The organism is Ruegeria sp. D7 (assembly GCF_056534355.1).
In genome coordinates this window covers 1-26,884 of record NZ_JBQFPG010000002.1, presented here as the reverse complement: position 1 = coordinate 26,884, position 26,884 = coordinate 1, and the positions used below count along the sequence as shown (strand labels likewise).

The 26,884-nt window shown below is 57.3% G+C and carries 22 protein-coding genes; 13 read left to right on the top strand and 9 right to left on the bottom strand.

Annotated elements, in window-relative coordinates; all coding sequences use genetic code 11:
* Window positions 1–2 precede the first annotated feature (2 nt).
* Window positions 3–1,490: a histidine--tRNA ligase gene (hisS, locus tag ACRZ9U_RS03010; RefSeq protein WP_170401912.1), complete on the bottom strand. Its 1,488-nt coding sequence runs from the start codon at window positions 1,488–1,490 to the stop codon at window positions 3–5.
* Window positions 1,491–1,615: 125 nt separating this feature from the next.
* On the opposite strand from hisS, the gene ACRZ9U_RS03005 reads away from it, so the two are divergent.
* Entirely contained in the window at window positions 1,616–1,810 is a 195-nt protein-coding gene (locus tag ACRZ9U_RS03005; protein ID WP_010443294.1) for a SlyX family protein, read from the top strand.
* 10 nt (window positions 1,811–1,820) lie between these two features.
* Window positions 1,821–2,510, top strand: coding sequence for an imm11 family protein (locus ACRZ9U_RS03000; RefSeq protein ID WP_170401916.1), 690 nt, complete (start codon window positions 1,821–1,823; stop codon window positions 2,508–2,510).
* A 23-nt stretch (window positions 2,511–2,533) separates the two neighbouring features.
* Here ACRZ9U_RS03000 and ACRZ9U_RS02995 read toward each other — a convergent pair whose 3' ends face one another.
* The 3 genes from ACRZ9U_RS02995 to dnaE all read right to left on the bottom strand — a co-directional run bounded on the left by ACRZ9U_RS02995 (window position 2,534) and on the right by dnaE (window position 6,707).
* On the bottom strand, window positions 2,534–2,866 hold the full coding sequence (locus ACRZ9U_RS02995) for a hypothetical protein (RefSeq protein ID WP_480887109.1): 333 nt from the start codon (window positions 2,864–2,866) through the stop codon (window positions 2,534–2,536).
* Window positions 2,867–2,907: 41 nt separating this feature from the next.
* Entirely contained in the window at window positions 2,908–3,120 is a 213-nt protein-coding gene (locus ACRZ9U_RS02990; protein ID WP_170392486.1) for a YMGG-like glycine zipper-containing protein, read from the bottom strand.
* A gap of 86 nt (window positions 3,121–3,206) precedes the next feature.
* A complete protein-coding gene (gene dnaE, locus ACRZ9U_RS02985) occupies window positions 3,207–6,707 on the bottom strand; it encodes a DNA polymerase III subunit alpha (RefSeq protein ID WP_170401922.1) in 3,501 nt (1,166 codons plus the stop codon).
* Between the two features lie 342 nt (window positions 6,708–7,049).
* Here dnaE and xdhA point away from each other — a divergent pair, with 342 nt between their 5' ends.
* The 8 genes from xdhA to ACRZ9U_RS02945 all read left to right on the top strand — a co-directional run bounded on the left by xdhA (window position 7,050) and on the right by ACRZ9U_RS02945 (window position 17,707).
* Window positions 7,050–8,411 carry a xanthine dehydrogenase small subunit gene (gene xdhA / locus ACRZ9U_RS02980; RefSeq protein WP_170401925.1) on the top strand — a complete coding sequence of 454 codons (1,362 nt, stop codon included), beginning with the start codon at window positions 7,050–7,052 and terminating at the stop codon, window positions 8,409–8,411.
* Window positions 8,408–10,810 carry a xanthine dehydrogenase molybdopterin binding subunit gene (gene xdhB, locus ACRZ9U_RS02975; RefSeq protein ID WP_170392489.1) on the top strand — a complete coding sequence of 801 codons (2,403 nt, stop codon included), beginning with the start codon at window positions 8,408–8,410 and terminating at the stop codon, window positions 10,808–10,810. The genes xdhA and xdhB overlap by 4 nt, the downstream gene beginning before the upstream one ends.
* Entirely contained in the window at window positions 10,810–11,745 is a 936-nt protein-coding gene (gene xdhC / locus ACRZ9U_RS02970) for a xanthine dehydrogenase accessory protein XdhC (protein ID WP_170392490.1), read from the top strand. Before xdhB ends, xdhC begins: the two co-directional genes overlap by 1 nt.
* Window positions 11,742–13,259 (top strand): ABC transporter ATP-binding protein, encoded by a 1,518-nt coding sequence (locus tag ACRZ9U_RS02965; protein WP_170401928.1) that lies wholly within the window; start codon window positions 11,742–11,744, stop codon window positions 13,257–13,259. The genes xdhC and ACRZ9U_RS02965 overlap by 4 nt, the downstream gene beginning before the upstream one ends.
* A gap of 38 nt (window positions 13,260–13,297) precedes the next feature.
* Window positions 13,298–14,380 (top strand): ABC transporter permease, encoded by a 1,083-nt coding sequence (locus tag ACRZ9U_RS02960; RefSeq protein WP_170392492.1) that lies wholly within the window; start codon window positions 13,298–13,300, stop codon window positions 14,378–14,380.
* A gap of 1 nt (window position 14,381) precedes the next feature.
* Window positions 14,382–15,302, top strand: a complete 921-nt coding sequence (locus ACRZ9U_RS02955) for an ABC transporter permease (RefSeq protein ID WP_170392493.1) — start codon at window positions 14,382–14,384, stop codon at window positions 15,300–15,302.
* A gap of 34 nt (window positions 15,303–15,336) precedes the next feature.
* On the top strand, window positions 15,337–16,410 hold the full coding sequence (locus tag ACRZ9U_RS02950; protein ID WP_170392494.1) for a BMP family ABC transporter substrate-binding protein: 1,074 nt from the start codon (window positions 15,337–15,339) through the stop codon (window positions 16,408–16,410).
* 262 nt (window positions 16,411–16,672) lie between these two features.
* On the top strand, window positions 16,673–17,707 hold the full coding sequence (locus ACRZ9U_RS02945; protein ID WP_480901291.1) for a S41 family peptidase: 1,035 nt from the start codon (window positions 16,673–16,675) through the stop codon (window positions 17,705–17,707).
* Window positions 17,708–17,902: 195 nt separating this feature from the next.
* Here ACRZ9U_RS02945 and ACRZ9U_RS02940 read toward each other — a convergent pair whose 3' ends face one another.
* Together ACRZ9U_RS02940 and ACRZ9U_RS02935 are read right to left on the bottom strand one after the other, a co-directional pair.
* Window positions 17,903–19,135, bottom strand: coding sequence for an HlyD family secretion protein (locus tag ACRZ9U_RS02940; RefSeq protein WP_170392496.1), 1,233 nt, complete (start codon window positions 19,133–19,135; stop codon window positions 17,903–17,905).
* Window positions 19,136–19,138: 3 nt separating this feature from the next.
* Window positions 19,139–19,549, bottom strand: a complete 411-nt coding sequence (locus tag ACRZ9U_RS02935) for a hypothetical protein (protein WP_170402857.1) — start codon at window positions 19,547–19,549, stop codon at window positions 19,139–19,141.
* Window positions 19,550–19,752: 203 nt separating this feature from the next.
* On the opposite strand from ACRZ9U_RS02935, the gene ACRZ9U_RS02930 reads away from it, so the two are divergent.
* The 3 genes from ACRZ9U_RS02930 to ACRZ9U_RS02920 all read left to right on the top strand — a co-directional run bounded on the left by ACRZ9U_RS02930 (window position 19,753) and on the right by ACRZ9U_RS02920 (window position 21,878).
* Complete coding sequence (locus tag ACRZ9U_RS02930) at window positions 19,753–20,814, top strand: NAD(P)/FAD-dependent oxidoreductase (protein WP_170401934.1); 1,062 nt, start codon at window positions 19,753–19,755, stop codon at window positions 20,812–20,814.
* Window positions 20,815–20,816: 2 nt separating this feature from the next.
* Window positions 20,817–21,470, top strand: coding sequence for a DUF938 domain-containing protein (locus ACRZ9U_RS02925; protein WP_170401937.1), 654 nt, complete (start codon window positions 20,817–20,819; stop codon window positions 21,468–21,470).
* A 72-nt stretch (window positions 21,471–21,542) separates the two neighbouring features.
* Window positions 21,543–21,878 (top strand): carboxymuconolactone decarboxylase family protein, encoded by a 336-nt coding sequence (locus ACRZ9U_RS02920; protein WP_170401940.1) that lies wholly within the window; start codon window positions 21,543–21,545, stop codon window positions 21,876–21,878.
* 69 nt (window positions 21,879–21,947) lie between these two features.
* On the opposite strand, the gene ACRZ9U_RS02915 is transcribed toward ACRZ9U_RS02920, so the two are convergent.
* The 3 genes from ACRZ9U_RS02915 to ACRZ9U_RS02905 form a co-directional block, all read right to left on the bottom strand.
* Window positions 21,948–24,455 carry a GcvT family protein gene (locus tag ACRZ9U_RS02915; protein ID WP_170401943.1) on the bottom strand — a complete coding sequence of 836 codons (2,508 nt, stop codon included), beginning with the start codon at window positions 24,453–24,455 and terminating at the stop codon, window positions 21,948–21,950.
* 137 nt (window positions 24,456–24,592) lie between these two features.
* A complete protein-coding gene (locus tag ACRZ9U_RS02910) occupies window positions 24,593–25,891 on the bottom strand; it encodes a hypothetical protein (protein ID WP_480901289.1) in 1,299 nt (432 codons plus the stop codon).
* 59 nt (window positions 25,892–25,950) lie between these two features.
* Window positions 25,951–26,884, bottom strand: a 934-nt coding sequence (locus ACRZ9U_RS02905; protein ID WP_480901288.1) for an FAD-binding oxidoreductase, incomplete at its 5' end; no start/stop codon positions are given.

Sequence of the window (26,884 nt, the reverse complement as noted above, 5' to 3'; positions counted from 1 at the left end):
GGTCAGTCCTGATTGTCCAGAATCTCGCGCACCTTAGCAACCAGATCTCCGCGGGGCACTTCGAACTGGCTGGGCCGTTCTTTCCATTCCTCAAGCGTGGCGCTTTCGGCAATCTTGGCGCCAAGGATCAGGTCCTTGATCTGCACGATCCCATTTGCCTTTTCGTCACCGCCTTCGATCACCGCAATCGGAGAGTTCCGCTTGTCCGCATATTTCAGCTGATTTCCAAAGTTCTTAGGGTTGCCCAAGTAGACCTCGGCACGGACTCCTGCATTCCTCAGTTCAGCGACCATCGTCTGGTAATCCGCCATGCGGTCGCGATCCATGACTGTCACAACCACCGGGCCAGTCGCTTGCGCCGCGATCCGCCCCTTTTCACGCAAAGCGGCCAGCAATCGGTCAACACCGATGGAGATGCCGGTCGCGGGTACTTCCTGTCCGGTAAACCGCTTGACCAGATCGTCATAACGACCACCACCCGAGACCGACCCGAATTGCCGCTTGCGGCCCTTCTCGTCGTATATTTCGAAGGTCAGTTCGGCCTCATAGACCGGCCCGGTGTAATAGCCGAGGCCACGCACGACCGAAGGATCAATCTCGATCCGGTCCGAACCATACCCGCCTGCATCCAGCAGCGCACCAATCTGCTCCAACTCAGCGATCCCGTCCGCACCGATCTTGCTGTCACCCACAGCGGCGCGCAGGTTGGCCAGCGTTCCGGCGGTATCTGCAGCTTTAGAAGTCAGGAAGGCAATCACCGGCTCGGCCTGATCACCGCTAAGACCAACACCATCGATAAAAGCGCCAGAGGCATCCAATCGGCCTTTGGTCAAAAGCTCACGCACACCAGCCTCGCCCACCTTGTCGAACTTGTCGATCGTGCGCAGAACATTATCTCGGGCGGCGGCGTCTTCACCCAAACCCATCGCTTCGAGCACACCATTCAGAACCTTACGGTTGTTGACCCGCACCAGATAGTCACCGCGCGGGATTCCAACGGTTTCCAGCGTGTCCGACAGCATAGCGCAAATCTCGGCATCCGCAGCCATTGAGGCCGTGCCCACCGTATCCGCATCGCACTGATAAAACTGGCGATACCGCCCCGGCCCCGGCTTCTCGTTCCGCCAGACCGGACCCATCGCATAGCGGCGATAAGGCGTCGGCAGATCGTTGCGGTGCTGCGCATAGACACGGGCCAGAGGCGCAGTCAGGTCATAGCGCAGCGCCATCCAGTCGCCATTGCCGCCTTCGTCAAATTCCTGCCATGCAAATACGCCCTCGTTCGGGCGGTCCACGTCGGGCAGGAACTTGCCCAACGCCTCAACCGTTTCAACCGCGCTGCTTTCCAAGGCATCGAACCCGTAACGATGATAGACGCCTGCAATCGTCCGCAGCATCTCGGTGCGCTGCGTGACTTCCTCGCCGAAATAGTCACGGAACCCTTTCGGCGTTACGGCCTTGGGGCGGGGCTGTTTCTTGGGCTTGGCCATGTGGGGCGTCCTTGGGATTTAGTGTTCCGCGCGCGGTCTATCCCATGGTCTGTTTCGGGGCAAGGCGGGGTTTCTCTGGCCAGGGCGTCACAGGGTCGCTATGAGACGCCTATAAGGAGAGCCCCATGCAGCATCTGGAAGAGCAGATCGCCCATCTGACCCGCACGGTTGAAGAGCTGAACTCGGTCGTCACAAACCAACAGAGCGAGATCGACCGCCTGACCCGCCGTGTTGAGATGTTGCTGCAGCGCGAGGCAGAGCGCGCACAGGAAGGCTCAGGTGGCGTTGTGTTCGGCGACGAACGCCCACCGCATTACTGAGGGCAAGCTGATGGCGAGTGAGGACAGCAACGCGCAATGCGTGTGGATTGCCACGACGGTGAACAACATCAACGTCATCTCAGCGGTAATCCGAAAGGAATACACCCCTCAATGGCGTGAAAGGCAGTCGCCCGAGGATGTTGAGTGGTCCAAGCGAATGGTTCAGGAATCTGACTTGGGCTGGAAACGCGGTGAGCTGCTGACCAAAGCGCATATTGGTAGTCTGTGGTACTACAACTCAAAAGCCGAATACTACACTGCGCCGTTTATCAGCGGCGGCGGCTATCCTCTGGTTTCAGAAGCGGCCAAATCCGTTCTGGAACAGTTCGATCTGGGGAGCACGGTATTTCATCCGCTGACGTTGATGGATTCGACTGAAAACCACCTGACCACGTCCGAGCGGTATTATTTTCTGAACGTGTGCAACAAGCGATCCATGGGCAACTACGATGTTTTGGGGCCAGAGGGCGATATCCGTTCACCGCTGGACAACATCGGCAAGGGAACCTGCTACCTTCCTAGAAGCAATCAGGAATCTAAACTGGTAGTCATACCTGAAGCGCTTGGTGGACCGGACATCTGGCTGGACCCGAAAGTTCCGAACCTTCTCTTTTTGTCCGACCGTCTCGTCTCAGGCCTGAAAGACGCCCAAATGGACAGAGGCTGGGGCCTTGTGCGTTGTCCAGTGGGCAGGCTTTAGCGCTCGCAAGACCAAGCGCTCGCTTACAACCCCAGCGTCGACTTCACTGCATTGTCGACCACCCCGCCCAGAAGGGCGTTCTTATCTGCGGCACAACCTTCAGACAGCGCGGCGATGAAGGCTTCGCGCAGTTGGGCCTTTTCCTCGTCAGAGGCTGCATGATCCTGGATATTAATCTGGCGGTTGTAAAGTGACAGGGCCGTCATCTTTCCTACGACTTCGACAACAAAGGCTTCGTCCCCGTCGGCCTCTTCGGCGATCGAGGCGCATGTATAGTGCATCATAGGCAGGACGTCTTGCACCATCTGCTCAGCAGCCTCATCCGCGAAAGCAAACGTCGGAAGAACAAACAGCATGGCGCAGAAGGAAGATTTGATGGGATTTTTCAACATCATGATCACTTCCAGTTATGTCCGATAATCGCACCGGCCACCCCACCGACCGCAGCCCCTTTACCATCGCCGACCAGCGCGCCAACGCCCGCGCCGACCAAGGCCCCGGTAAGAGTGTTTTTCTTCTTTTTGTCGTCTGCATGTACCGCAGTGGCCAATGCAAGTGAACATGCCGCGGCGAGTGTAAATATCCTGAAAACATTGCCTGAACTTGCCATTTAGGAACCCTCCTGTGAAATGGCCTTTGAGGATGTTCACCCAGCCTAGCGGGGTCCATCGCGTGTGGCAACATTACGGTTCGGGATCAGATTTCTTCGATCTCCGATATCCCCTCAAGCGACTTCAGCGCGCCTTTGATTTCTGGGTTGATCGGAAATTCCCGGCCCAGATCCATCTCGACCTCGCCTGGCAGTCCGGGATCGAATAGACAAACATAAACAGGTCCCTTGGCCACCCTTTTGGCCGAAGCCTCTGCGCCTTCCAGTACCGTGGCCATGTTCGGCAAAACCTTCGAATCCTCGACAAACACACGCAAACCCGTTGCACCCGCATCGGCCACAACTGTATCAACCGGACCAACGGACCGGCCCAGCAGTTTCAGCTGATCGGCCTCCATGGTCGCTTCGGCCGTCAGTACCACCTGTGCGCCGGTTTCCAGAAACTCTCGGGATTTCTCCAGTGTTTCCGAGAATAACGTGACCTCGAATGCTCCGGTGGGGTCAGAGAGCTGGGCAAAAGCGAACCGATTGCCGCGCGCTGATTTCCTTTCTTGCCGTCCGGCAACGACACCTGCCATCTTGGCAATAAATGGGCCAGAGCGCGCCTTTTCAGTCACCTGATCCAGTGTCAGTACCTGTTTGCGCTTCAGGGCCGGCATATAGTCATCCAGCGGATGGCCGGATAGGTAGAATCCGATGGCCTTGAATTCCTCGCTCAGGCGTTCGGCAGGTAGCCAATCAGGCGAAGGGGACAGACGCGGTTCGGGCAGGTCATCGCCTGCCTCGCCAAACAGGGAAACTTGGTTGGAATTCTTCTGCTCGTGAATCGCCGCCGAATACTGAACCAACGGATCAAGGCTTTCAAACACACGGCGACGATTTTTATCGAGCTCGTCAAAGGCACCGGCGCGAGCCAGCATCTCAAGCGGGCGTTTGCCGACCTTCTTCAGGTCAACACGGCGGGCGAAGTCGAACAGGTTTACGAAAGGCTTTTCGCCACGCCCCTCAACCACAAGATTCATTGCCTCGACGCCTACGTTCTTGAGCGCGCCCAGCGCATAGACCAAATGCCCATCGGCCACATCAAAGGTCGCTTGGGATCGATTCACGCACGGCGGAACATAGGGCAGCTGCAGCCCCTTGCGGATTTCCTCAAAATAGATCGCGAGCTTGTCGGTCAGATGGATATCGCAGTTCATGACACCTGCCATGAACTCGACCGGGTGGTTCGCCTTTAGCCAGCCGGTTTGATAGCTGACCACCGCATAGGCGGCGGCGTGGGATTTGTTGAAGCCATAGTTGGCGAACTTGTCCAGCAGGTTCCAGACTTCGGTCGCCTTGGCCTCATCCACATTGTTTTCGGCAGCACCTTTGAGGAACTTGGGTCGCTCTGCATCCATCGCCTCCTGAATTTTCTTACCCATCGCGCGGCGCAGCAAGTCCGCGCCCCCAAGGCTGTAACCCGCCATTTCCTGCGCGATCTGCATCACCTGTTCCTGATAGACGATGATGCCCTGCGTCTCATCCAAGATATGGTCGATGGACGGGTGCAGCGTGTCGCGTTCGCTAAGCTTGTTCTTGACTTCGCAGAACTTGGGGATGTTCTCCATCGGGCCGGGTCGATAAAGCGCGACGAGGGCGATGATATCCTCGATACAATCCGGCTTCATCCGCTTGAGCGCATCCATCATGCCCGAGGATTCAACCTGGAACACCGCCACCGTCTTGGCCGCCGAATAGAGTTTGTACGTCGCCTCGTCATCCAGCGGGATGGCGTTGATCTGATTTATTGCCCCTTCGGCGGGTTCATAGAGTTCCGTGCCATCGGGAGCAATGTGAAGGTCACGCCCTGACTTAAAGATCAAATCCATCGCGTTCTGGATCACGGTCAGTGTTTTCAGGCCCAGAAAATCGAACTTTACAAGCCCGGCCTGCTCTACCCATTTCATGTTGAATTGGGTCGCAGGCATGTCCGAACGCGGGTCCTGGTATATTGGAACCAGTGCATCCAGCGGCCGATCTCCGATCACCACGCCGGCAGCGTGTGTCGAGGCGTTGCGCAGCAGCCCCTCGACTTGCTGGCCATATGTGAGCAGACGGTCCACGACCTCTTCATTGCGTGCCTCTTCCCTCAGGCGCGGCTCATCCTTCAGTGCCTTTTCGATGGAAACGGGTTTGACGCCTTCGACTGGGATCATCTTGGACAGGCGATCAACCTGCCCGTATGGCATCTGCAATACACGCCCAATATCGCGCACAGCCGCCTTCGACAGCAAGGCACCGAAGGTGATGATCTGCCCCACTTTGTCGCGCCCGTATTTCTGCTGCACGTAGCGGATAACCTCTTCGCGGCGATCCATGCAGAAGTCGATATCGAAGTCGGGCATAGAAACCCGCTCGGGGTTCAGAAACCGTTCAAACAGGAGCGAATACCGCAGCGGATCAAGGTCGGTAATTGTCAGCGCATAAGCCACCAGTGATCCCGCACCCGAGCCTCGCCCCGGACCCACCGGAATGTCATGATCCTTGGCCCACTGGATAAAGTCGGCAACGATCAGGAAATAGCCGGGGAAGCCCATCCCTTCGATGATGCCAAGTTCGAAATCCAGCCGTTCCTGATATTCTTCAGGTGTCACGGCGTGCGGGATCACGGCCAGACGTTTTTGCAGACCCTCGTTGGCGATGCGACGCAGTTCGGCGACCTCATCATCTGCAAACTTCGGCAGGATCGGGTCGCGGCGATAAGCCATGAAGGCGCAACGTTGCGCGATTTCAACCGTATTCTCGACGGCTTCGGGCAGATCGGCGAACAGCGTCACCATCTCCTGCTGCGACTTGAAATAGTGCTGCGCGGTCAGACGTCGGCGACCGTCCTGCTGGTCGACATAAGCCCCCTCGGCGATACAGATCAGCGCGTCGTGGGCCTCGTACATGTCCGAAGTCGGAAAATAGACGTCATTGGTGGCCACCAGCGGCAGGTTCTTGTCATACGCCATCTCGACATGACCGCGCTCGGTCAAGCGCTCGGCCTCAGGTTGGCCTCCTTCGCCTGGGTGACGCTGCAACTCAACATAAAGGCGATCCGGGAAAATCGCGGACAAACGATCCACCAAAGCCTCGGCAGCAGGGCGCTGACCTTGCTGTAACAGCAACCCTACGGGCCCGTCTGGACCGCCGGTTAAGCAGATCAAATCATCTGCTCGTTCCGCCAATTCGTCCAAAGTGACCTGCGGCAACTGCCCGCTTTTGTCTACATACAGGCAGGAACTGAGCTTCATCAGATTCTCATATCCCACCTCGGATTGTGCCAGCAGCACCAGCGGCGCGGGTGCTTTGGGCTTTTCTCCCGGCTGCGCCTGAACGTAACTGAGATCGACCTGACAGCCCATGATCGGTTGCACACCTGCCCCGCTGGCGGTGACCGAAAACTCTAAGGCCGAGAACATTGAATTGGTATCCGTCACCGCGACGGCGGGCATCTGCATCTTCTGGCACAGGTCCGGCAGCTTCTTCAGCCGCACGGCGCCTTCCAGCAACGAATATTCAGTGTGAACGCGGAGGTGAATGAATCGGGGGGAACTGCTCATACAGGCTAAGCTATCTCAGCCAGCGACGTTGCAAAAGCGGGAACCGGCACCATCGAATGCCGAAAAAATCATCGGTGATTATTCGGCTTTTTCAGAAGGTGCTTCGGGCGCAGGAACGCACACCTTCACAAAAAGTGTTTATTTTCAATTTATTAAGTTTCACACATACACTACAATCATGGGCCGCTCGGGTGCAATGGTGTATCATATAGGCAGTTTTTCTTGCCAGATAAGGTGCGCTGTTTCTAACATCTGACGGCAAGCTACCGCCCGCCACTCTTTCTACGTCGCATCGAAGGAGGGCCGAACGGGCGCAACCGGGTAACGCGACGGGTTTCTCGAATGAACATCACGTTTCTTCTGAACGGAGAGACAGTGGAGCTGCCGGATGTCGATCCGACGGCCACCCTACTGGACTGGCTGCGTGAAGATCGCGGTCTGACAGGCACCAAAGAAGGCTGCAACGAAGGCGATTGCGGCGCGTGCACGGTCATGGTGACGGACGAAGACGGCGCAAAAGCTCTGAACTCCTGCATCCTGTTCTTGCCCCAGCTGCATGGCAAAGCGGTTCGTACAGTCGAAGGGGCAAGCGGCCCGGATGGCGAAGCACATCCCGTTCAACAGGCAATGGTTGACCTGCACGGCTCGCAATGCGGTTTTTGCACTCCGGGTTTTGTCATGTCGATGGTCGCCAGTCATGCGACGGGCGCCACGGATCATGACACCCAGCTTGCCGGAAACCTGTGCCGCTGCACTGGCTATGCACCGATTATTCGCGCTGCGAAAGCGGTCGAGGACCGTCCCGTGCCAGTCTGGGTCAAAGACAAGCCACTCGCATCTTCTGCTGCGTCGCGCATGCTGCCTGAATCTTCCGATGAACTGGCAGCTGTTTATGCTGAAAACCCAGATGCCACGCTGGTTGCCGGAGCAACAGATGTCGGCCTGTGGGTGACAAAGCAACTGCGCGACCTGGATCCAGTAATCTTCCTCAACCGTTGCGATGATCTCAAACAAATCACCATCACCGACGATGAAATTCGCTTTGGCGCAATGGTCGACATGAATCGGATGGGTGAGGCTCTGGCCGATCTTCACCCCTCTTACGCCGAAATGATCCGCCGCTACGCCAGTGTACAGGTGCGCCATGCTGCAACGGTGGGCGGCAACATAGCCAATGGCTCGCCCATTGGGGACAACCCGCCTGCGCTGATTGCTCTGGACGCAACCCTTCATCTGCGCAAAGGCGACACCCGCCGGTCCGTTCCGCTGGAAGAGTTCTTTATCGACTATGGCAAACAGGACCGCGTTCCCGGTGAATTCGTCGAAGCTGTCGGCTTCCCCCGTCAGCTGGATCGCCTGAAGGCCTATAAACTCAGCAAGCGGTTCGATCAGGACATCTCGGCCGTCTGCGGGTGTTTCAACATCACCGTCTCGGGCGGCATCGTCACGCAGGCGCGCATCGCGTTCGGCGGCATGGCCGGCATCCCGAAACGGGCAACCCATGTCGAGGCCGCATTGGTCGGTAAACCTTGGGCGCGCGAGACGATTGACGCCGCGCTGCCTGCCTTTGCTGACGATTATTCACCACTCACGGACATGCGCGCCTCGGCCACCTATCGACTGGAAACCGCCAAAGCGATGCTCGAAAGATACTTCCTGGAAGATCAGGGCGAAGTGACCAATGTGCTGGAGGTATCGGCATGAGCGTGACCAAACCCCTCCCCCACGACGCAGCACCGCTGCACGTTTCAGGAACCGCGCGGTATGTGGACGATATCCCAACACCCAGGGACAGTTTGCATCTGGCTTTTGGCCTCAGCCCGATTGCCAAAGGCAAGATCACCGCAATGGACTTATCTGCGGTGAAGGCTGCCGAGGGCGTCGTGATGGTTATGGCTGCGGATGATCTGCCCTTCGCCAACGACGTATCGCCTTCGATCCATGATGAACCGCTACTGTCGGACGGCACGGTTCACTATATCGGCCAGCCTGTGTTTCTGGTCATCGCCAGCAGCCATCTGGCCGCCCGCAAGGCGGCCCGTTTGGGCAAGATCGACTATGCCGAGGAAACCCCGATCCTAACCGTCGAAGAGGCTCTGGCCGCCGACAGTCGGTTCGAAGACGGCCCGCGCATCTATGCCAAAGGCAATGCTGATGCGGCTATTGCAGGATCCGCCCATGTGATCGAAGGGTCATTCGAGCTTGGCGGGCAGGAGCATTTCTATCTGGAAGGTCAGGCCGCTTTGGCCGTGCCGAATGAAGGCGCGGATATGCTGGTTCACAGCTCGACCCAGCACCCGACCGAGATCCAACACAAGGTGGCCGATGCATTGGGCGTTCCGATGCACGCCGTCAGGGTCGAGACCCGCCGTATGGGCGGCGGTTTTGGCGGCAAGGAAAGCCAGGGCAATGCGCTGGCAGTTGCTTGCGCGGTCGCCGCTCGCGCAACTGGCAAGGCGTGCAAGATGCGCTATGACCGCGACGATGATATGACCATCACCGGCAAACGCCACGCGTTCCGCATCGCCTATAAGGCCGGATTTGACGAGAACGGCCATATTCAGGGCGTCTCGTTCCACCACTACGCCATCTGCGGCTGGGCGCAGGACTTGTCCCTGCCCGTCGCCGACCGCGCGATGCTGCATTCGGACAATGCCTATCTGTTGCCAAATGCACGGATCGAAAGCCACCGGCTGAAGACCAACACCCAATCCGCCACCGCTTATCGCGGCTTCGGCGGCCCGCAGGGCATGGTTGGCATCGAACGCGTGATGGACCACGCCGCGTATGAGCTGGGTCTGGACCCGGTGGAACTGCGCCGCCGAAACTACTACGAACCGGCCCATGCGATTGCCGAGATCACGCCGTCCGAAAAGCCTTTGGGTCATCCCGACCCGCATGAGGACCTAACAAGCCGCGGCGCGGTCGAAACCGGGGACGCCCCCGTGCGCCCTCTGCCCGCTGGTGGCAATACCACACCCTACGGAATGGAGGTCAGCGATTTCGAATTGCACGGGATGACTCAGGCCCTACTGAAATCCAGCGATTACGAAACGCGCAAGGCCGCCATTGCGAAATGGAACGCCGAGAACAGCGTGATCAAGAAGGGCATTGCCTTTTCTCCGGTCAAGTTCGGGATTTCCTTCACGCTGACCCACCTGAATCAGGCAGGCGCTTTGGTGCATGTGTATCAGGATGGCTCGGTCCATCTGAACCACGGCGGCACCGAGATGGGTCAGGGTCTGTTCCAGAAGGTGGCACAGGTGGCGGCTTCGCGCTTTGGCATCCCCCTGGAGATGGTCAAAATCACCGCCACGGATACGGCCAAGGTGCCGAACACTTCGGCCACGGCAGCATCCTCGGGCAGCGACCTGAATGGCATGGCCGTGAAGGCGGCCTGCGATACGATCCGCGATCGAATGGCGGACTATCTGGCCGAGCGGCATCAGGCCGATCCGTCGACTGTCACCTTCTCTGATGGCCATGTTTCGGTTGGCGCAGAACGCTACACCTTCGCTGAAGCTGCGGCGCTGGTCTATCAGGGTCGGATCAGCCTGTCGGCGACCGGTTTCTACAAGACACCCAAGATCGAATGGGACCGGATCGCCGGACGAGGCCGTCCGTTCTTCTACTTCGCCTACGGAGCGTCGGTCACCGAAGTGGCCGTCGACACTCTGACTGGTGAGAACCGCATTCTACGCACCGATATCCTGCATGATGCCGGTGCTTCGTTGAACCCGGCGTTGGATATCGGGCAGGTCGAAGGAGGTTATGTGCAAGGCGCGGGCTGGCTAACGACCGAGGAACTGGTCTGGGACGGCACGGGCAACCTGCGCACACACGCACCCTCGACTTACAAGATCCCCGCCTGCTCAGATCGACCCGACGTATTCAACGTCGCACTCTGGGATGCCGAAAACCGTGAGGACACGATCTATCGTTCGAAAGCGGTGGGCGAACCTCCGTTTATGCTCGGGATTTCCGCATGGCTGGCCCTGTCGAATGCGGTCGCGGCCTGTGGAGAGGTCTACCCCGCTCTTGATGCACCAGCCACGGCTGAAGAGGTTTGGCGCGGCGTCCAAAAGATGAAGGGAGGCATCTGATGGGAATTGACTTGGAGGCTTTGAGGGAGGCGGTCAAAACCCACGGAACAGTGGTCCGGGTGGTCATCGCCGGCATCAAAGGGTCGTCTCCACGTGAAGTGGGGGCCGCGATGCTAGTCTGGAAGGACGGGCAAAGTGGCACCATCGGTGGAGGCACGTTGGAGTATCAGGCAGCCGAAGCTGCGCGATCCCAAACCACCGCCACCCGACTAACGCATCACGCTCTTGGCCCCGACATGGGGCAATGCTGCGGCGGTGCAGTTTCATTGCTGAGTGAAGTATTTGATCATGAAGCGCTGAATGCACTGGACGATACCGTCATCGCGCGTTCGGCCTCGGGCGGAGAGATGCCGCTATCGGTCAAACGTCGGCTGGCGGCAGCGCGAGGACAGGGTGTCGCGCCCGAGCCCCAACTGATCGAAGGTTGGATGGTCGAACCCGTTCACAAACCGACGCGTAATCTGTGGATCTGGGGCGCAGGCCATGTAGGCCGGGCGCTGGTGGACGTTTTGTCCCCCCTACCCGATCTGGCAATCACCTGGGTCGATACCGGACCCGAGCGGTTTCCCGATGTGGTTCCAACCGGTGTAACCCCGGTTCCGACCGCAAAACCCGCCGAGCTGGTTCGCCACGCGCCAACCGATGCCGAGCATCTGGTGCTGACCTATTCGCACAATCTGGATCTGGAACTGTGCAACCGGCTGCTTTCGCACAATTTCCTCTTTGCGGGGCTTATCGGCTCGGCTACGAAATGGGCGCGATTCCGGTCGCGACTTGCAGCCCTTGGGCATCCGCCCGAGCGGATCAGCCGGATCACCTGTCCGATCGGCGATCCAGGCTTGGGCAAACACCCGCAGATGATCGCCGTTGGCGTGGCAGCGCAACTGTTACGCCCCGCCCGACAGAACGAATTGAAGAAGGACCTGAGCGCGTGACCACTCCACTTCTGAGCTTGCAAGGGCTGACCAAAGCCTATCCCGGCGTCGTGGCCAATGATCAGGTGTCCTTTGACATCGGTGAAGGCGAAGTTCACGCGCTGCTGGGCGAGAACGGCGCAGGCAAATCCACGCTTGTCAAAATGATCTATGGGCTGGTGAAGCCCGACAGCGGCTCAATGCTGCTGCGGGGGCAGTCCTATGCACCGCCTGAACCGCGCGCCGCCCGTGCGGACGGGATCGCGATGGTGTTCCAGCATTTTTCGCTGTTCGATGCGTTGAACGTCGCCGAGAATATCGCTCTGGGGATGGAGAACCCGCCCCCAATGGGTGATCTGGCGTCGCGTATCCGCGAAGTATCCGAAACCTACGGCCTGCCCTTGGACCCCTTCCGCACGGTTGGCGATCTGTCTGCAGGTGAGCGTCAGCGGGTCGAAATCATCCGCTGCTTACTGCAGGACCCAAAGTTGCTGATCATGGACGAGCCGACCTCGGTTCTGACGCCGCAAGAGGTTGAAATCCTTTTCAAAACGCTGAACAAATTGCGCTCGGAAGGGACATCGATCCTGTATATCTCGCACAAGCTGGAAGAGATTCGAACGCTATGCGACCACGCCACGATTCTGCGGCTGGGTAAGAATGTGGGCGAATGTGTACCAGCTGAAACCTCAGCGCGCGATATGGCTGAGATGATGGTGGGCTCGACCCTGCAGACACCTGAACGTTCCGGCCGGGAGTTCGGTGACGTTGCGCTGGATGTCAGCGGATTGTCAGTGCCGTCGCCGTCGGAATTCGGAACCGCGCTTCGCAACGTCCACATGACCGTCCGCAAGGGCGAGGTTCTGGGGATCGGGGGTGTCGCGGGGAACGGTCAGGATGAATTGCTGGGTGTGCTTTCTGGCGAAATTCCGACCACCGCAGATGCGATCAAATTCAGCGGTCAACCCATCGGCAAACTCGGCCCGACCGCGCGGCGTAAGCTGGGCGTGTTGACCGCGCCCGAAGAACGGCTGGGCCACGCGGCTGCCCCTGATATGAGCCTGACCGAAAACGCTCTGCTGACTGGGTCGGTCCGCGAGGGGCTAGAGAATAACGGCTTTCTGAAGTGGTCCGAGACCAAGAGCTTTGCCGAAAAGATCATTAGCGCCTTTGACGTGCGTACGCCGGGTCCTGAAAATGCCGCCCGGTCGCTGTCGGGCGGGAACCTGCAGAAGTTCGTGATTGGTCGCGAAGTGCTGCAAAACCCGGATGTTCTGGTCGTGAACCAGCCGACTTGGGGCGTGGATGCAGCGGCGGCGGCCTCGATCCGGCAGGCCATTCTGGATCTGGCGGCCAAGGGAACTGCGGTCATCTGTATCTCGCAAGACCTCGATGAACTGATGGAAATCTCAGACAGCTTTGCCGCCTTGAACGAAGGACGACTAAGCGCCCCGCGTGAAACTACGGGTCTGACGGTCGATGAGATCGGCCTGATGATGGGCGGCGCGCATGGCATGGAGGTGGCCCATGTCTAAACAGTTAAAAGAAAAGAGAAACGCGGGGGTATGAGCAAATGATTGTGTTGGAGAAACGGCCTCAGCCGTCCAAGGCGTGGTCTTATGCCACCCCTCTGGTCGCGGTCCTGGCGACGATGGTTTTTGGTGGCATCCTGTTCGCCATTCTGGGCAAAAACCCGGTCGAGGCTATTGGAACCATTTTCTGGGAACCCCTGTTTGGCGAGTTCGCCTTCTATTATCGGCCGCAATTGCTGGTTAAGGGCGCGCCCCTGGTTTTGATCGCTATCGGCCTGTCTTTAGGCTTCCGCGCCGGTATCTGGAATATCGGGGCCGAGGGTCAGTACATTATGGGGGCCATTTTCGGTGCGGGTGCCGGTCTGGCATTCTATCCGCTGGATGCATTCTACATCTTTCCGATCATGGTGATTGCAGGCGCGTTTGGCGGCTGGCTATGGGCAATGATCCCAGCCTTCCTGAAAGTGCGCTTCGGTACCAATGAAATCCTTGTGTCGCTGATGTTGGTCTATGTGGCCGAACAGATGCTGGCCTCGGTCTCGCTAGGCCTGCTGAAGAATCCCGAAGGGTTCGGCTTTCCGGGTTCGCGCAATCTGCAATCCTACGACAGCGCGTATAATGCCGAGCTGATTGCGGGTTCAGGCATGCACTGGGGCGTAGTCACTGCCCTGATCGCTGTTATCTTTGCATATGTCTTGCTGAACCGGCACATGCTGGGCTTCCACATCCGCCTGACAGGTGAGGCCCCGCGTGCGGCGAAGTTCGCAGGTGTAAACCCTGCCCGCCTGATCCTGTTCTGTTTGGGTCTGGCCGGCGCGCTGGCCGGTCTTGCGGGGATGTTCGAAGTCTCGGGCCCTGCTGGCGTGGTCAGCATCGATTTCAACGTCGGTTACGGCTTTACCGCGATCATCGTGGCTTTCCTTGGCCGTTTGCATCCGGTGGGCATCCTGCTGGCCGGAGGCCTGATGGCGTTGACTTATATTGGTGGTGAAATCGCCCAATCTCAGCTGGGTCTGCCCGCCGCAGCCATTCAGGTATTCCAGGGGATGCTTCTGTTCTTCCTGCTGGCATTCGATCTTCTGACAAACTACCGCATCCGTGCGGCCCGTAGCGAGGTAGCGTGATATGGACCTTGGTGAAATTAACCCCGTCCTTCTGGTCGCCTCGCTAATGGTGGCCGCAACCCCACTTTTGTTGGCCGCAATCGGAGAATTGGTGGTCGAAAAAGCAGGCGTCCTGAACCTCGGTGTCGAGGGCATGATGATCGTGGGCGCAATCAGCGGCTTCGCAATCTCAGTCGAGACCGGTTCGCCCTGGCTGGGCTTTATTGCGGCAGCAATCGGTGGCGCGGTGCTATCGCTGTTGTTTGTGCTGCTGACGCAGGTGGCGCTGGCCAATCAAGTTGCCAGTGGCCTGGCCCTAACATTGTTCGGCCTCGGGTTCAGCGCGCTGATGGGGCAGAGCTACGTAGGAATAAAGCCGCCCAGCATGGGTGAAATCCATATCCCGGTAATCAGCGATATCCCTGTTATTGGACCAATCCTGTTTCAGCACGACCCGATCCTCTATGTCGGAATTGCCCTGACGGCCGCCGTCTGGGCCACGCTGAAATACACACGCATCGGCCTGATATTGCGCGCCGTTGGCGAGAACCACGATGCGGCGCATGCGCTGGGCTACAAGGTCATCAAGATTCGCATCATGGCGATCCTGTTTGGTGGTGCTTGCGCTGGCTTGGGCGGCGCCTACATCAGCCTGATCCGCGTGCCGCAGTGGACCGAGGGCATGACTGCCGGTGTCGGCTGGATTGCCTTGGCGCTGGTGGTTTTTGCCAGCTGGAAACCATGGCGTGTCTTGCTGGGCGCCTATTTGTTCGGCGGCATCACTGTGTTGCAGCTTAATTTGCAGGCAGCGGGCGTTGCCATTCCTGTCGAGTATCTGGCAATGTCGCCCTACATCATCACGATCCTTGTGCTTGTGATCCTTTCGGCCGACAAGAGCAGCGCACCTGCCGCATTGGGCCGGACCTTCCATGCCTCGCACTAAGCGAGGCCAACTGAACCAACTTGGGGAGTAACACATGAAATTCACTACACTTTTGGCAAGCGCCGCAATGGCGCTGGGTCTGGCCTCGGGAGCCATGGCCCAAGATAAGACCAAAGTCGGCTTCGTCTATGTCGGCCCAGTGGGCGACGGCGGCTGGACCTATGAGCACAACAAGGGCCGTCTGGCCGTGGAAGAGCACTTTGGCGACAAGGTTGAAACCGTGTTCGTCGAGTCGGTGCCTGAGGGCCCAGATGCAGAACGCGTGATGACCCAGATGGCACTGGAAGGCGCGGACCTGATCTTCACCACCTCGTTCGGCTACATGGATCCGACCATCAACGTCGCGAAGAAATTCCCGGATGTGAAATTCGAGCACGCAACCGGCTACAAGACCGCCGACAACGTCTCGGTCTACTCGGCCCGCTTCTACGAAGGTCGCGCCGTTCAGGGTCACATCGCCGGGAAAATGACCGAGTCGAACATCATCGGCTATATCGGTTCCTACCCGATCCCTGAAGTGATCCGCGGCATCAACTCGGCATACATCCACGCCAAGAAGGTAAACCCCGACGTCGAGTTCAAGATCGTCTGGGCTTACACTTGGTTCGATCCTGCGAAAGAAGCTGACGCCGCCACAGTTTTGATCGAACAGGGCGCGGACGTGATCCTGCAGCACACTGACTCGACTGCACCGCAGGCAGCCGCGCAAGAGGCAGGAAACGTTGTCACCTTTGGCCAGGCCTCCGACATGAGCGAATACGCACCCTTCCCGCGTGTGTCTTCAATCATCGACGATTGGGCTCCCTACTACATCGCGCGGACCCAGGCCGTGATGGACGGAACATGGGAAAGTGCCAACACATGGGATGGCATCCGGGAAGGCATGGTAGCAATTGGTGAGATTTCGGACGCCGTTCCCGCCGACGTTAAAGAAGAAGCACTGGCGCTGAAAGCCGCGATGGCAGCCGGTGAATACCATCCCTTTACTGGCCCGCTGAAAAAGCAGGACGGCAGTGACTGGCTGGCCGAAGGCGAGACCGCCGATGACGGTACGCTGGCGGGCATGAATTTCTACGTTGAGGGGCTGGAAGGCGAAATTCCGCAGTAAAAACTGACCTGGAAACTAACAACAAGGCCCGCATGTTTTTGCGGGCCTTTTTAGTCGCCCTGAGCCCAATCTGGACATTGACGAATGGCTATGCGCATCGTGAAACATGTCGCTCACGGAAGACCTGAACCAAATTTTAGAAACTGCCCTGCCGACCGATCCCAGTTTTCGACAGATCGAAAAGGCCGTGATTGACGACTGTATTGGTGAAACCCGGCAATATGCCTCAGAGGGCTCTGTCGAAGCCTTCCTTTTGTCAGCGATGCGTTTATTGGCACTTCCCGGCAATGGGCACACACGGCTGATCCCGAATGATGCGATCGAGGTGCTACCGCTGAGATTCGTGAGCGTTGGACGTTCCGTTCAATTCATCGACGCGGCGCCAGAGATAGCCGCACCGCGAGGAGAGTTGATAGCGGTCAACGGCTCAGCTTTGAGCCAGATTGAAGCCACTGCAGAGAAATTTCTGGCGGGAACGTGCCAAAGGAAACGGGTCATCGGCCCGATTCTACTGGCTTGGCCGTACGCTTTGGCACGTTTGGGTTTTTCGTCAAACGGCGGCACGACCGAGTTCCGTGTGCAGGACGAAAATGGGCGGATAGCCAATCTGAAAGTGGCCAATGAACATACAGTTCCTGGATCGATGCTCTACCCGAGAAACGAGCACGGCAAGGCTGATCCAGCCTGGGAACCCGAGATATTTGTAGAGATAAAGGACTGGCAAGAGCTAGGGCTATCAATAGCGTTACCAAGCTTCTTTGATCCGAAGGAAAATGCGCTGCCTAAAGCCATCTCAGCCGCGGTGGAATGCGTGCGCGCATCCTCGAACAAAACACTACTAATTGATGTTCGCGGAAACACTGGTGGCGACTTTCTTCTAACGATGCCCTTGATCGACGCGATCTCAGAAAGCGCAAACAAGCAGGTTGTTATGCTTGTCGATAAATTCACGTTTTCCGCAGCGATAGTGTTTGTAGCCATCCTCAAACATCGATTGGGAAACAGGCTCAAACTTATTGGTGAGGAAATGGGAGATAGGCTGACGTTCTTTGCCGAGGGCGGATTGCTCGAATTGTCGACCAGCGGAGCGGTCGTTCGTTACTCATCAGCCTTTCACGACTGGAAGAATGGAACGACTGACGATACCACGCCGCCCGAAATCGCAAGAAAAATCGTACCTGCGGGATCACTGAACTTGGATTTGGAATGGGTCGAAAGACCTGCAGTTGAGGATGCACCAACCGAACTCCATCAACGAGTTCTCAAAAGCATGAGCAAATCGCTAAACAGCCGCTAAGTCCGCATAGCTGCATTCAAAGAAAGCAAATGCTGCACGCACGGCGAAGGTCTACTTGGTGGCCAGTCTTATTGGCGACCCAACACCATCGGACCGTGGGCAATATTAGCCACGAGCGTTTTGATACCCAGCTGTCGTCGGGTCAGGACTTCAAGCGATTGAATCGCCGCAATGGTTAGGTTCTAGGGCGTGAAATTAGTGTCCGCCCAGCACCAGAGTGTTCACTGGCATCAGGATCAGTCGCAGGCGCAGGCCTGCCGCATGAACGACGCCAATCGTGTCTACCACATGCAGGAACGATTTTTCCCAGAAGCCGAGGCTCTCATCCTCCAGCTTTGCATGATTATCCGTATAGATATTCGCCAGACAGTTGCTGCCTGGAGGCACATCATCGGCCATGCTTTTGTAGAGCGGTTCAAGGTAGACAAGGATCGAACCCGGATTGGTGTTGCTCTGCACGTCCCGCAACTCATCAGATGGCCTGATCTGCCCTGATGGGATCACATCCTGCACCTCGACGACAACCACCGGGATAACGGTAAAGGGCTTGGTCATGCAGCCCAATTCGCCAATCATACCCGGTTTGACCACCTGGGCCGAAAGCTGACTGAACGCCGCCTGGAATCGGTCATGTCCGGAGGAGGATGGCACCAGAATACCCGCCGGGCGCAGCAAAGGGCTGACATAGTCGCCGACCTGAAGCCCGAATTGTTCAACCCTGCCCGTCACTCCAGCATTGACCACAGTCTTGTCCAACTCGGTCAATGCCGCATCCAGCTGCGCATTGGCACTGGCAAGTTGGGCCGGGATCAGCTCTTCGATCTGTTGTACAACCGCTGCGCGTTTTGAGACGGCTGCTTTCACCTGCGCTTCACGCTCGGCAACCAGATTTTCCAACCGATCAATCTCGGCCAAGCGCACCGCACTGGATCCCTCGTCACGTAAGGTGGTATTGCGTTCCAGATCCTCGAGCGACTGATCCAGAGCTGCGCGCGCGCCTGCAATCCCGGCCTCAGCCTCGGCCAGATCGGTTTCCGCCACCTTCAACGAGGCTTGAACCTGAGCAATCTGGGCATGCGCCGCTTCGACCTGCGCGGTTTGCGTGAAGTCTTCGATCCGGAAAATCGGCTGTCCAGCTGTCACCTGCTCATTGTTGCGCACGTAGACTTCGGAAACGCGCCCCCCTAGCTGCGGAAGGATCGTTACCGTCCGGAAGTAGGAAGCCGCTGTTTTGCTGGACGGGTGAAAATAGAACAGCGTTGTGATAACGGTTAGCGCCAAAATAGCGCAAGTCGTCAGCCCCCAGCGCAACTCGTACCACATGGTGAACAGCGTGATCTCGTGTCCGATCCGTTTGCCCTGCACAAAGCGGCGAAACAGATAGTCAGGAAGCACGGTAATCAGGGCGCACAGCATCGTCTCGATCATTGTTCAGTGCCCCTGTGCTGCCGGTTCGGAGGGTTTGGATTGTTCGGGCTCAGTTTCCGGCTCAGGAGGGGGTGAAGCGTGTTCTTTGTCCTGCCTAGGCGCCAAAGATCGGATGGCATCGGCAATCGAGCGCAGCGGTGCCGCGAAATCAGGGAACTGGAACCCAGCCACAAGGATGGCGGCAACCCAGAAAAGGCCGTTATGCGTAAACAAAGCCAAAAGCGCCAGAATCCCAACCAATTGAAATTGCGGGTGATTGGTTTCATGCGCCATTTTTTCCGGGATCGAATGCAACGTGAAGTAGGCAACCCCGATCAGCACGACCATCCCGACGGTAAAAAACAACATGAAAGTGAAGAGGAAGTCGCTACCATCTGCCTGTGTCACATATGACGGAATGTGCCCCGTTGCCATCGGGTGAATATCTGCCGCGTTCACGTCCGCCTCCGAATCTTATGTTGTTTGCACTAAAAGCAGGCTGGCCGCCTACGATCAAGTTTCCATTGCGGTGGGCTTGTGTCTTTTCGTTTGGCAGTACGCGTGCCATGGTCCGCCAATGTCGCCAGTCAACCTACCACCGGCTCGATCACTTGGCGGCCGGAAACGGAACAAAACGCATGATTGATTTTCTCATAATCGGTGGCGGTGTCGCCGGGCTAAGCGCAGGTGCGCGCCTGTCAGAGCACGGCACAGTTACGGTGTTAGAGGCCGAGGACGGATTGGGATATCATACTTCGGGTCGTTCAGCCGCCCTGTTCGAAAAGGGTTACGGTCCAAACTCGGTCAAGGCATTGAACGAGGCAAGTGCTGCGTTTTTTGAAACAAATGCGTACCTAACACCACGCGGCCTGATGCTGATTGGCGGAAGGGATCAACAGGCGCTGTTTCAAAAAGACGCCCAAGATCTTGGTGTGCAAGAGATTTCGCCGGATGATGCCATCGGACACATTCCTGTCCTGAATGCTGAAACTGTCGGTTATGCAGCCATAAGTAATAGCGCATATGATATCGATACAGATCGCGTCCTGCAGGACTTTGCGCGAACCGTCCGCAAGAATGGCGGTTCAGTCCTGACCCGTCAGAGGGTCAGCAGCATCCGCAAATCGGTTCATTGGACCGTCGAAACCTCAGAATCCTTTGAGGCACGCAATCTGGTAAATGCCGCCGGAGCCTGGGTCGATGAGGTGGCGCAGATGGCAGGAATCTCCCCCATCGGGATCACACCTTACCGTCGATCGATTGCGCGCATCCCCGCACCGGGCGAACATGACCTGCGAAACTGGCCAATGATGCTGGGCGCAGGCGAGAGCTGGTACGCCAAACCTGATGCGGGCAAGCTACTGGTCTCGCCTTGCGAGGCGGACCCAACCACACCCCATGACGCTTACGCCGATGACATGGTTCTCGCAGAAGGACTGGCACGATACGAAGCGATGGTTACTGAAACTGTAACTCGGGTAGAAACCAATTGGGCGGGGTTACGTAGTTTTGTTGCCGATGGCACGCTGGTGCTCGGACCTGATCCAACCGATCCATCGTTTATCTGGTCGGCAGCACAGGGAGGGTATGGGTTTCAGACCGCTCCTGCAGCCTCGCAACTTGTGGCGGATCTTGTGACTGGCGCGTCGCCGCGCCTTGATGCGGCGATTGTGAAAGCGCTGACACCCGGTAGGCTGTAACGATGACAAAACGCAAACTGCCCCCGAATGCCAGCGTCGCCACCGAGGGCGACGGCAGCAAACTCGTCGCCCCAGCCGCCAGCCGAAACACGGCTGTGCTGTGCGATCTTCTGGCACGGGTCGCCCCGTCATCAGGACAGGCCCTGGAACTGGCCAGTGGAACCGGACAACACATTTCGGCCTTTGCCCAGCGGATGCCCGGGTTGCATTGGCAACCCAGCGAAGTCACCTCTGAACGGCGCGCCAGCATCGATGCGTACACCAAGGGTTTACCAAACACCGCCGCAGCCGTTCATCTGGATGCGACTGCGGAGGGTTGGCACAAATCAATGGCGCAGCAAGATTTGGTTTTACTGATCAACCTCTTGCACCTGATCAGTTTGCCCGAGGCTGAAACCCTCGTTGCCGAAGCAGCGTGCGCTCTGAAAACGGATGGGCGTTTGGTGCTTTATGGCCCTTTCAAACGTGACGGACACCTGACAAGCGATGGCGACCAGCGATTTCACGACGCACTGGTCCAACAAGACCCTGATATCGGGTACAAAGACGACACATATATATTGTCTATGTTAAAGGACAACGCCCTCGAACTGGTCGAAATCGTAAAGATGCCTGCGAACAACTTGGCATTTGTCGCCCAAAAAACTGGAATCTGATCAGGATCAAAGTCTGCTTTGCTCTTCATCATTCATATGCAGATTATCATATGTATCAAGAAGGACGTTATGATGAGCTGGCAGGATTCACTGAACGAAACGCGCAAAAGCTTGCGTAACCTTAACGGAGCCATTCCTGATACGGCGCGTGCCTTTGGGGCGCTGGGAAAATCTGTCAAGGAAGGCGGGACGCTGGACTACAAAACCAAAGAGTTCATCGCGTTAGGCATGTCAATCGCAGTACGGTGTGAGCCTTGCATTACCCTGCATTCCGAGGCGTTGGCCAAGGCGGGAGCCACCCGCGATGAGGTTTCGGACGTTCTGGCAATGGCCATCCAGATGGGCGGTGGGCCGTCCATGATGTACGCCGCCAAGGCACTAGACTGCTTTGATGAATTGAGCGCATGAAAAAAGCCCACCGAGAGCGGGCTTTTGGTAGGCGGTGCTACGTGAGTACCGCCTTATTTCTAAAAAGCGTCAGCCGTCCTTGCGGATGACCTCGTTCTTCGGATCATACGGGCTGTCACAAGTGACGACCGCATCCCACAGCTTGTCCTGAATTTTGACCTGCAGCTTGGTGCCTTCGACCGCCAGCTCAGGCTTCACATACCCCATGCCGATGGATTTCTCGAACGCCACCGAGTACCCGCCCGAGGTCAAACGACCCACGCGCTCACCTTCCGGCGTGTACAGCGCCTCGCGGCCCCAGGGGTCGGCATCGTCCGGTCCGTCGATCAGCAGAGTGCAGCACTTCACGCGCACGCCGGTCTCTTCCAGCTTGGCTTTGCCGTAGAAGTCTTTCGACAGATCAATAAAGCGCGGCAGGTCAGCTTCCAGCGGGGTCGCGTCGCGGCCCAGTTCGGTGCCGAAGGCGCGATAGGATTTCTCCTGGCGCAGCCAGTTTTGGGCGCGGGCACCAACCAGTTTCATGCCGTGCTTTTCACCGGCCTTCTCCAGCAGGTCGAACAGATAGTTCTGCATCTCGATCGGGTGGTGCAGTTCCCAGCCCAGCTCACCCGTATAGGCCACGCGGATCGCGTTGACCGGGCACATGCCCAGTTCGATCTGACGGGCCGACAACCAAGGGAAGCGCTTGTTGGACAGCGCGGTTTCCGGATCGGCGTCCTTGATGACCTCTTTCAGAACGTCACGCGACTTGGGTCCGGCGATCGCGAAGACGCCCCACTGGGTGGTCACGTCCTGGATTTCGATGTAGCCGAACTCCTCCATCTTGTCCTCGGCCGCCTTGCAAAGGTAGTCGGCGTCGTACTCGGTCCAGGCACCGGCAGAGACGATGTAGTAATTGTTCTCGCCATTGCGGACGATGGTGTATTCGGTGCGGGTGGTGCCGTGCGCGGTCAGCGCGTAGGTCAGGTTGATGCGACCGACCTTGGGCAGCTTGTTGCAGGTGAACCAATCTAGGAACTGGGTCGCACCGGGGCCTTTGACTACATGCTTGGTGAAGGCCGACGCATCGATCAGGCCAACGCCTTCTCGGATCGCTTTGGCTTCTTCGACGGCATACTGCCACCAACCACCGCGGCGGAAGCTGCGGCTTTCTTTGTCGAAGTTATCAGGCGCATCCAGCGGGCCGAAATAGTTCGGACGCTCCCAGCCGTTGACCCAGCCAAACTGTGCGCCACGAGCTTTCTGACGGTCGTAGGCCGGAACGGTGCGCAACGGACGACAAGCTTCACGCTCTTCATCCGGGTGGTGCAAGATGTAGACGTGCTCATAGCACTCTTCGTTCTTGCGCGCCGCGAACTCGGTGGTCATCCAGTTCGACGAATACCGCTTGGGGTCCAGCGAAGCCATGTCGATCTCGGCTTCGCCATCGACCATCATCTGAGCCAGATAATAACCGGTGCCGCCCGCAGCGGTGATGCCAAAACTGAAGCCTTCAGCAAGCCACATGTTGCGCAGCCCCGGAGCGGGACCGACCAGCGGGTTGCCATCAGGTGTGTAGCAGATCGGGCCGTTGAAATCGTCTTTCAGACCGGACTCAGCACAGGACGGCACGCGTTCGGCCATCGCCATGTACTGATCGGCGATCCGATCCAGATCCAGCGGGAATAGGTCAGCGCGGAAGCTGTCCGGCACGCCGTGTTCGAACTGCGCAGGAGCGCCATGTTCGTAGATACCCAGAATCCAGCCGCCACGTTCTTCGCGCGCATACGACTCGTTGTCGGCATCACGCACAACTGGATGCTCGGGGTTGCCCGCTTCACGCCATTTGACCAGCTCGGGGTCTTTGTCCATGACGATGAAGGTATGCTCGACCGGGATCGCGGGCATCTTGATACCCAGCATTTTCGCGGTCCGCTGTGCGTGGTTGCCTGACGCGGTCACAACATGTTCGGCGGTGATCACAACCTGCTCATCTGACGGAATGAGGTTGCCGCCCTTTTCGACCATCTTAGTGCAGGTGACTTCCCAGTGAGTACCGTTCCAGCGGAACGCATCGGCCTGCATCTTGCGAACGATGTCGACACCGCGCTGACGCGCACCTTTGGCCATCGCCTGGGTCACGTCCGCAGGGTTAATGTAGCCGTCTTCAGTGTGATAGATCGCGCCTTTCAAGTCGGAAGTTTCGATCAGAGGCCAACGTTCCTTGATTTGCTCGGGCGTCAGCCACTCATATGCAACATCACAAGTTTCCGCTGTGGATGCATAGAGCATGTATTCATCCATACGCTCTTGTGTCTGTGCCATACGCAGGTTTCCGACTACGGCGAAGCCTGCATTCAAGCCGGTTTCTTCCTCTAGTGTCTTGTAGAAATCGACTGAGTACTTGTGGATGTGGGTGGTGGCATACGACATGTTAAACAACGGCAACAGGCCCGCTGCGTGCCAGGTGGAACCGGATGTCAGTTCGTCCCGCTCGATCAGCATCACATCATCCCAGCCCGCTTTGGCCAGATGATAGGCAATCGAGGTCCCGACGGCGCCGCCGCCAACGACCAGTGCTTTGACTTGGGTTTTCATAGCCGGGTGTCTCCCCTTGAATTCAGTTGACACCATATGGCGCATTTGAGGGGCTCGACGCGACATTCATCCGACCAGTGATAATAGAAAAACGACCCGCTAATGCCGCGAGTCGTCGTTTGCAACAATTTGGCAGATCAGTTCTTACCGAACGAACAACGCTTGGTATTCCCGCTCATCGCGCAAGAGGAACCTTCGTTACCTTTTCGCACACGGACTTCGGATGGCATTGATTTGGTTGCCGCAGCAACTTCACTACCTCCGCTCAATGCTCCGAGTCCGGGAAGCTTTTGAATTAGACCCTTGAGGAAACCACCACCAGATTTCGCCGGACCAGAATCGACGTGACGCTGATCCGAGAGCAAAATCATCTCAAGCGCCTTTCCATATGCCATCTGCAGATTGTCCTGATTCTCAAAAACCTTGCCGCCTGTGATGTCCGCCAATCCTTCGGCATTGAACTCTGTCGCCGTCAACGTGTTCAGCATCATCGCACCCATATCCATGTTTTCGATTTTCTGCTGCGTTACCTTGTCTTGCATGACCAGCATCTTGTCATAGAGATGCAACATTTTATCCGCCTTCTCGGGCTGCTCTTCGACCGGTATGACTATGCCCTGCCCCGTCGCGACCGAGGGGAATTCCAGCAGATCGTTCAGACTGGCCAGATCAACCGTTTCCAGAAACTGAATAATCGTCGCGTCATTAGTATTGGAGTGCAACCGCAGGACAATTTCTTCATCAAATCCGATGCGACCTTTGATCTTGCGGATATCGCTTTCTTCGTTCCTGCCAGAGATATCACCGGTCACCTCTGCAAAGGCCACGCCATCAATAACCGCGAACCCGCTGGACTGCTCCATCGCGTTCATGAAATCGGCCTGCCGTCCCAGCGCCAACCCAATAAGCGTGTTGCGCGCTTTCTTGGGCTTCAAAGTGATATCGAACCAGACAATGTCGCCATCTTTTTCATACACATAACCTGACTGAGCCAGTTTGCGTATCAAACTGTCCCGCCCTTCATTCGTTAGACGCTGCAATTCCACCTGGCTGGAAATCGAGCTGACCAAGGGCGAAAGCTCGAACCAGGACAACACCGTCTGAACAGCTTTGCTCTCGCTATCCGCCAGATCAAACCGGGCCCAACCCTCTGGCGGCGATGGCAGATAGGGCTTTGCACCCGCATCCCATCGCTTCTTACGGTCACGCTCGGCCTGCTTGGCAACCTGTTCTGCCTTAAACACACCGAAACGGTCATTGATCGTCTCAAGATATCCACTGAACGATAGTGATCCATCGTGCTTTTTGTCTTGCTGGTAATAATCGAGACCCGCGATAAAAATCGCCGCAATCAGCAAAAAACCAATGAAACGCAGCGCGCCCATAAAAAACCTCAGAATCAGATACTCTTCTGTGAAGAATCTGTCCCACAACATTGAGGCGCAGGTGTGTCTGATGCTTGGAAAATTCCGTCATTTGGCAATCGATCTGATGGCTACAGAATCTTTCCCGGATTCATGATGTTATCGGGATCCAGCGCTGCTTTGATCGCCGCCATATAATTTGTCGCCGCACCTAGTTCTTTCACCAGATAGGGGCGCTTACCCTGCCCGATTCCGTGTTCTCCGGTACAGGTGCCCTCCATCGCAATTGCAAGATCATTTAGCCAACCGACGAATTCCTCTGCACTTGCGACCTCTTTTGCGTCATCCATGTCGATTAACAGAAGTGTATGGAAGTTACCGTCACCAACATGACCCACGATTGGGGCCAGCAAACCCAATTCAGCGGCCTTATCCTGTGCGGAGGTCACACATTCGGCCAAACGCGAGATCGGAACACATACATCCGTAGAAATGCCCCGCGCGCCTGGGCGCAGTTGTAGGCTGGCCCAATACATATCGTGCCGGGCCTGCCACAGCTTGTTGCGCTCTTCGGTTGTCGTAGTGGTGGTGATATCGCTGCCACCAAATTCTTCCGCGATTTGGCCAAAGGTCTCTGCCTGTTCCGCTGCACCGCTGTCCGAACCGTGAAATTCCAGCAGCAGCAGTGGCGTTTCTGGCAAATCCAGTCCCGAATAAGCGTTTGCCGCTTTGACCGACATCTGATCCAGCAATTCGATCCGCGCAACCGGGATACCATACTGAATAGTCATCATCACAGCCTGACAGGCTGCATCCACCGATGGAAACGAACAGCGAGCTGAACTGATGGCCTCGGGGATACCCTGCAATCGCAATGTGATTTCGGTGATTATTCCCAGTGTGCCTTCGGCACCGATTAGCAAGCGGGTCAGATCAAAACCCGCCGAAGATTTTCGCGCACGATGCCCCGTGCGGATCACTTGCCCGTCCGGCATCACGGCCTCAAGGCTAAGCACATTATCTTTCATTGTCCCATAACGCACAGCATTGGTGCCAGACGCGCGT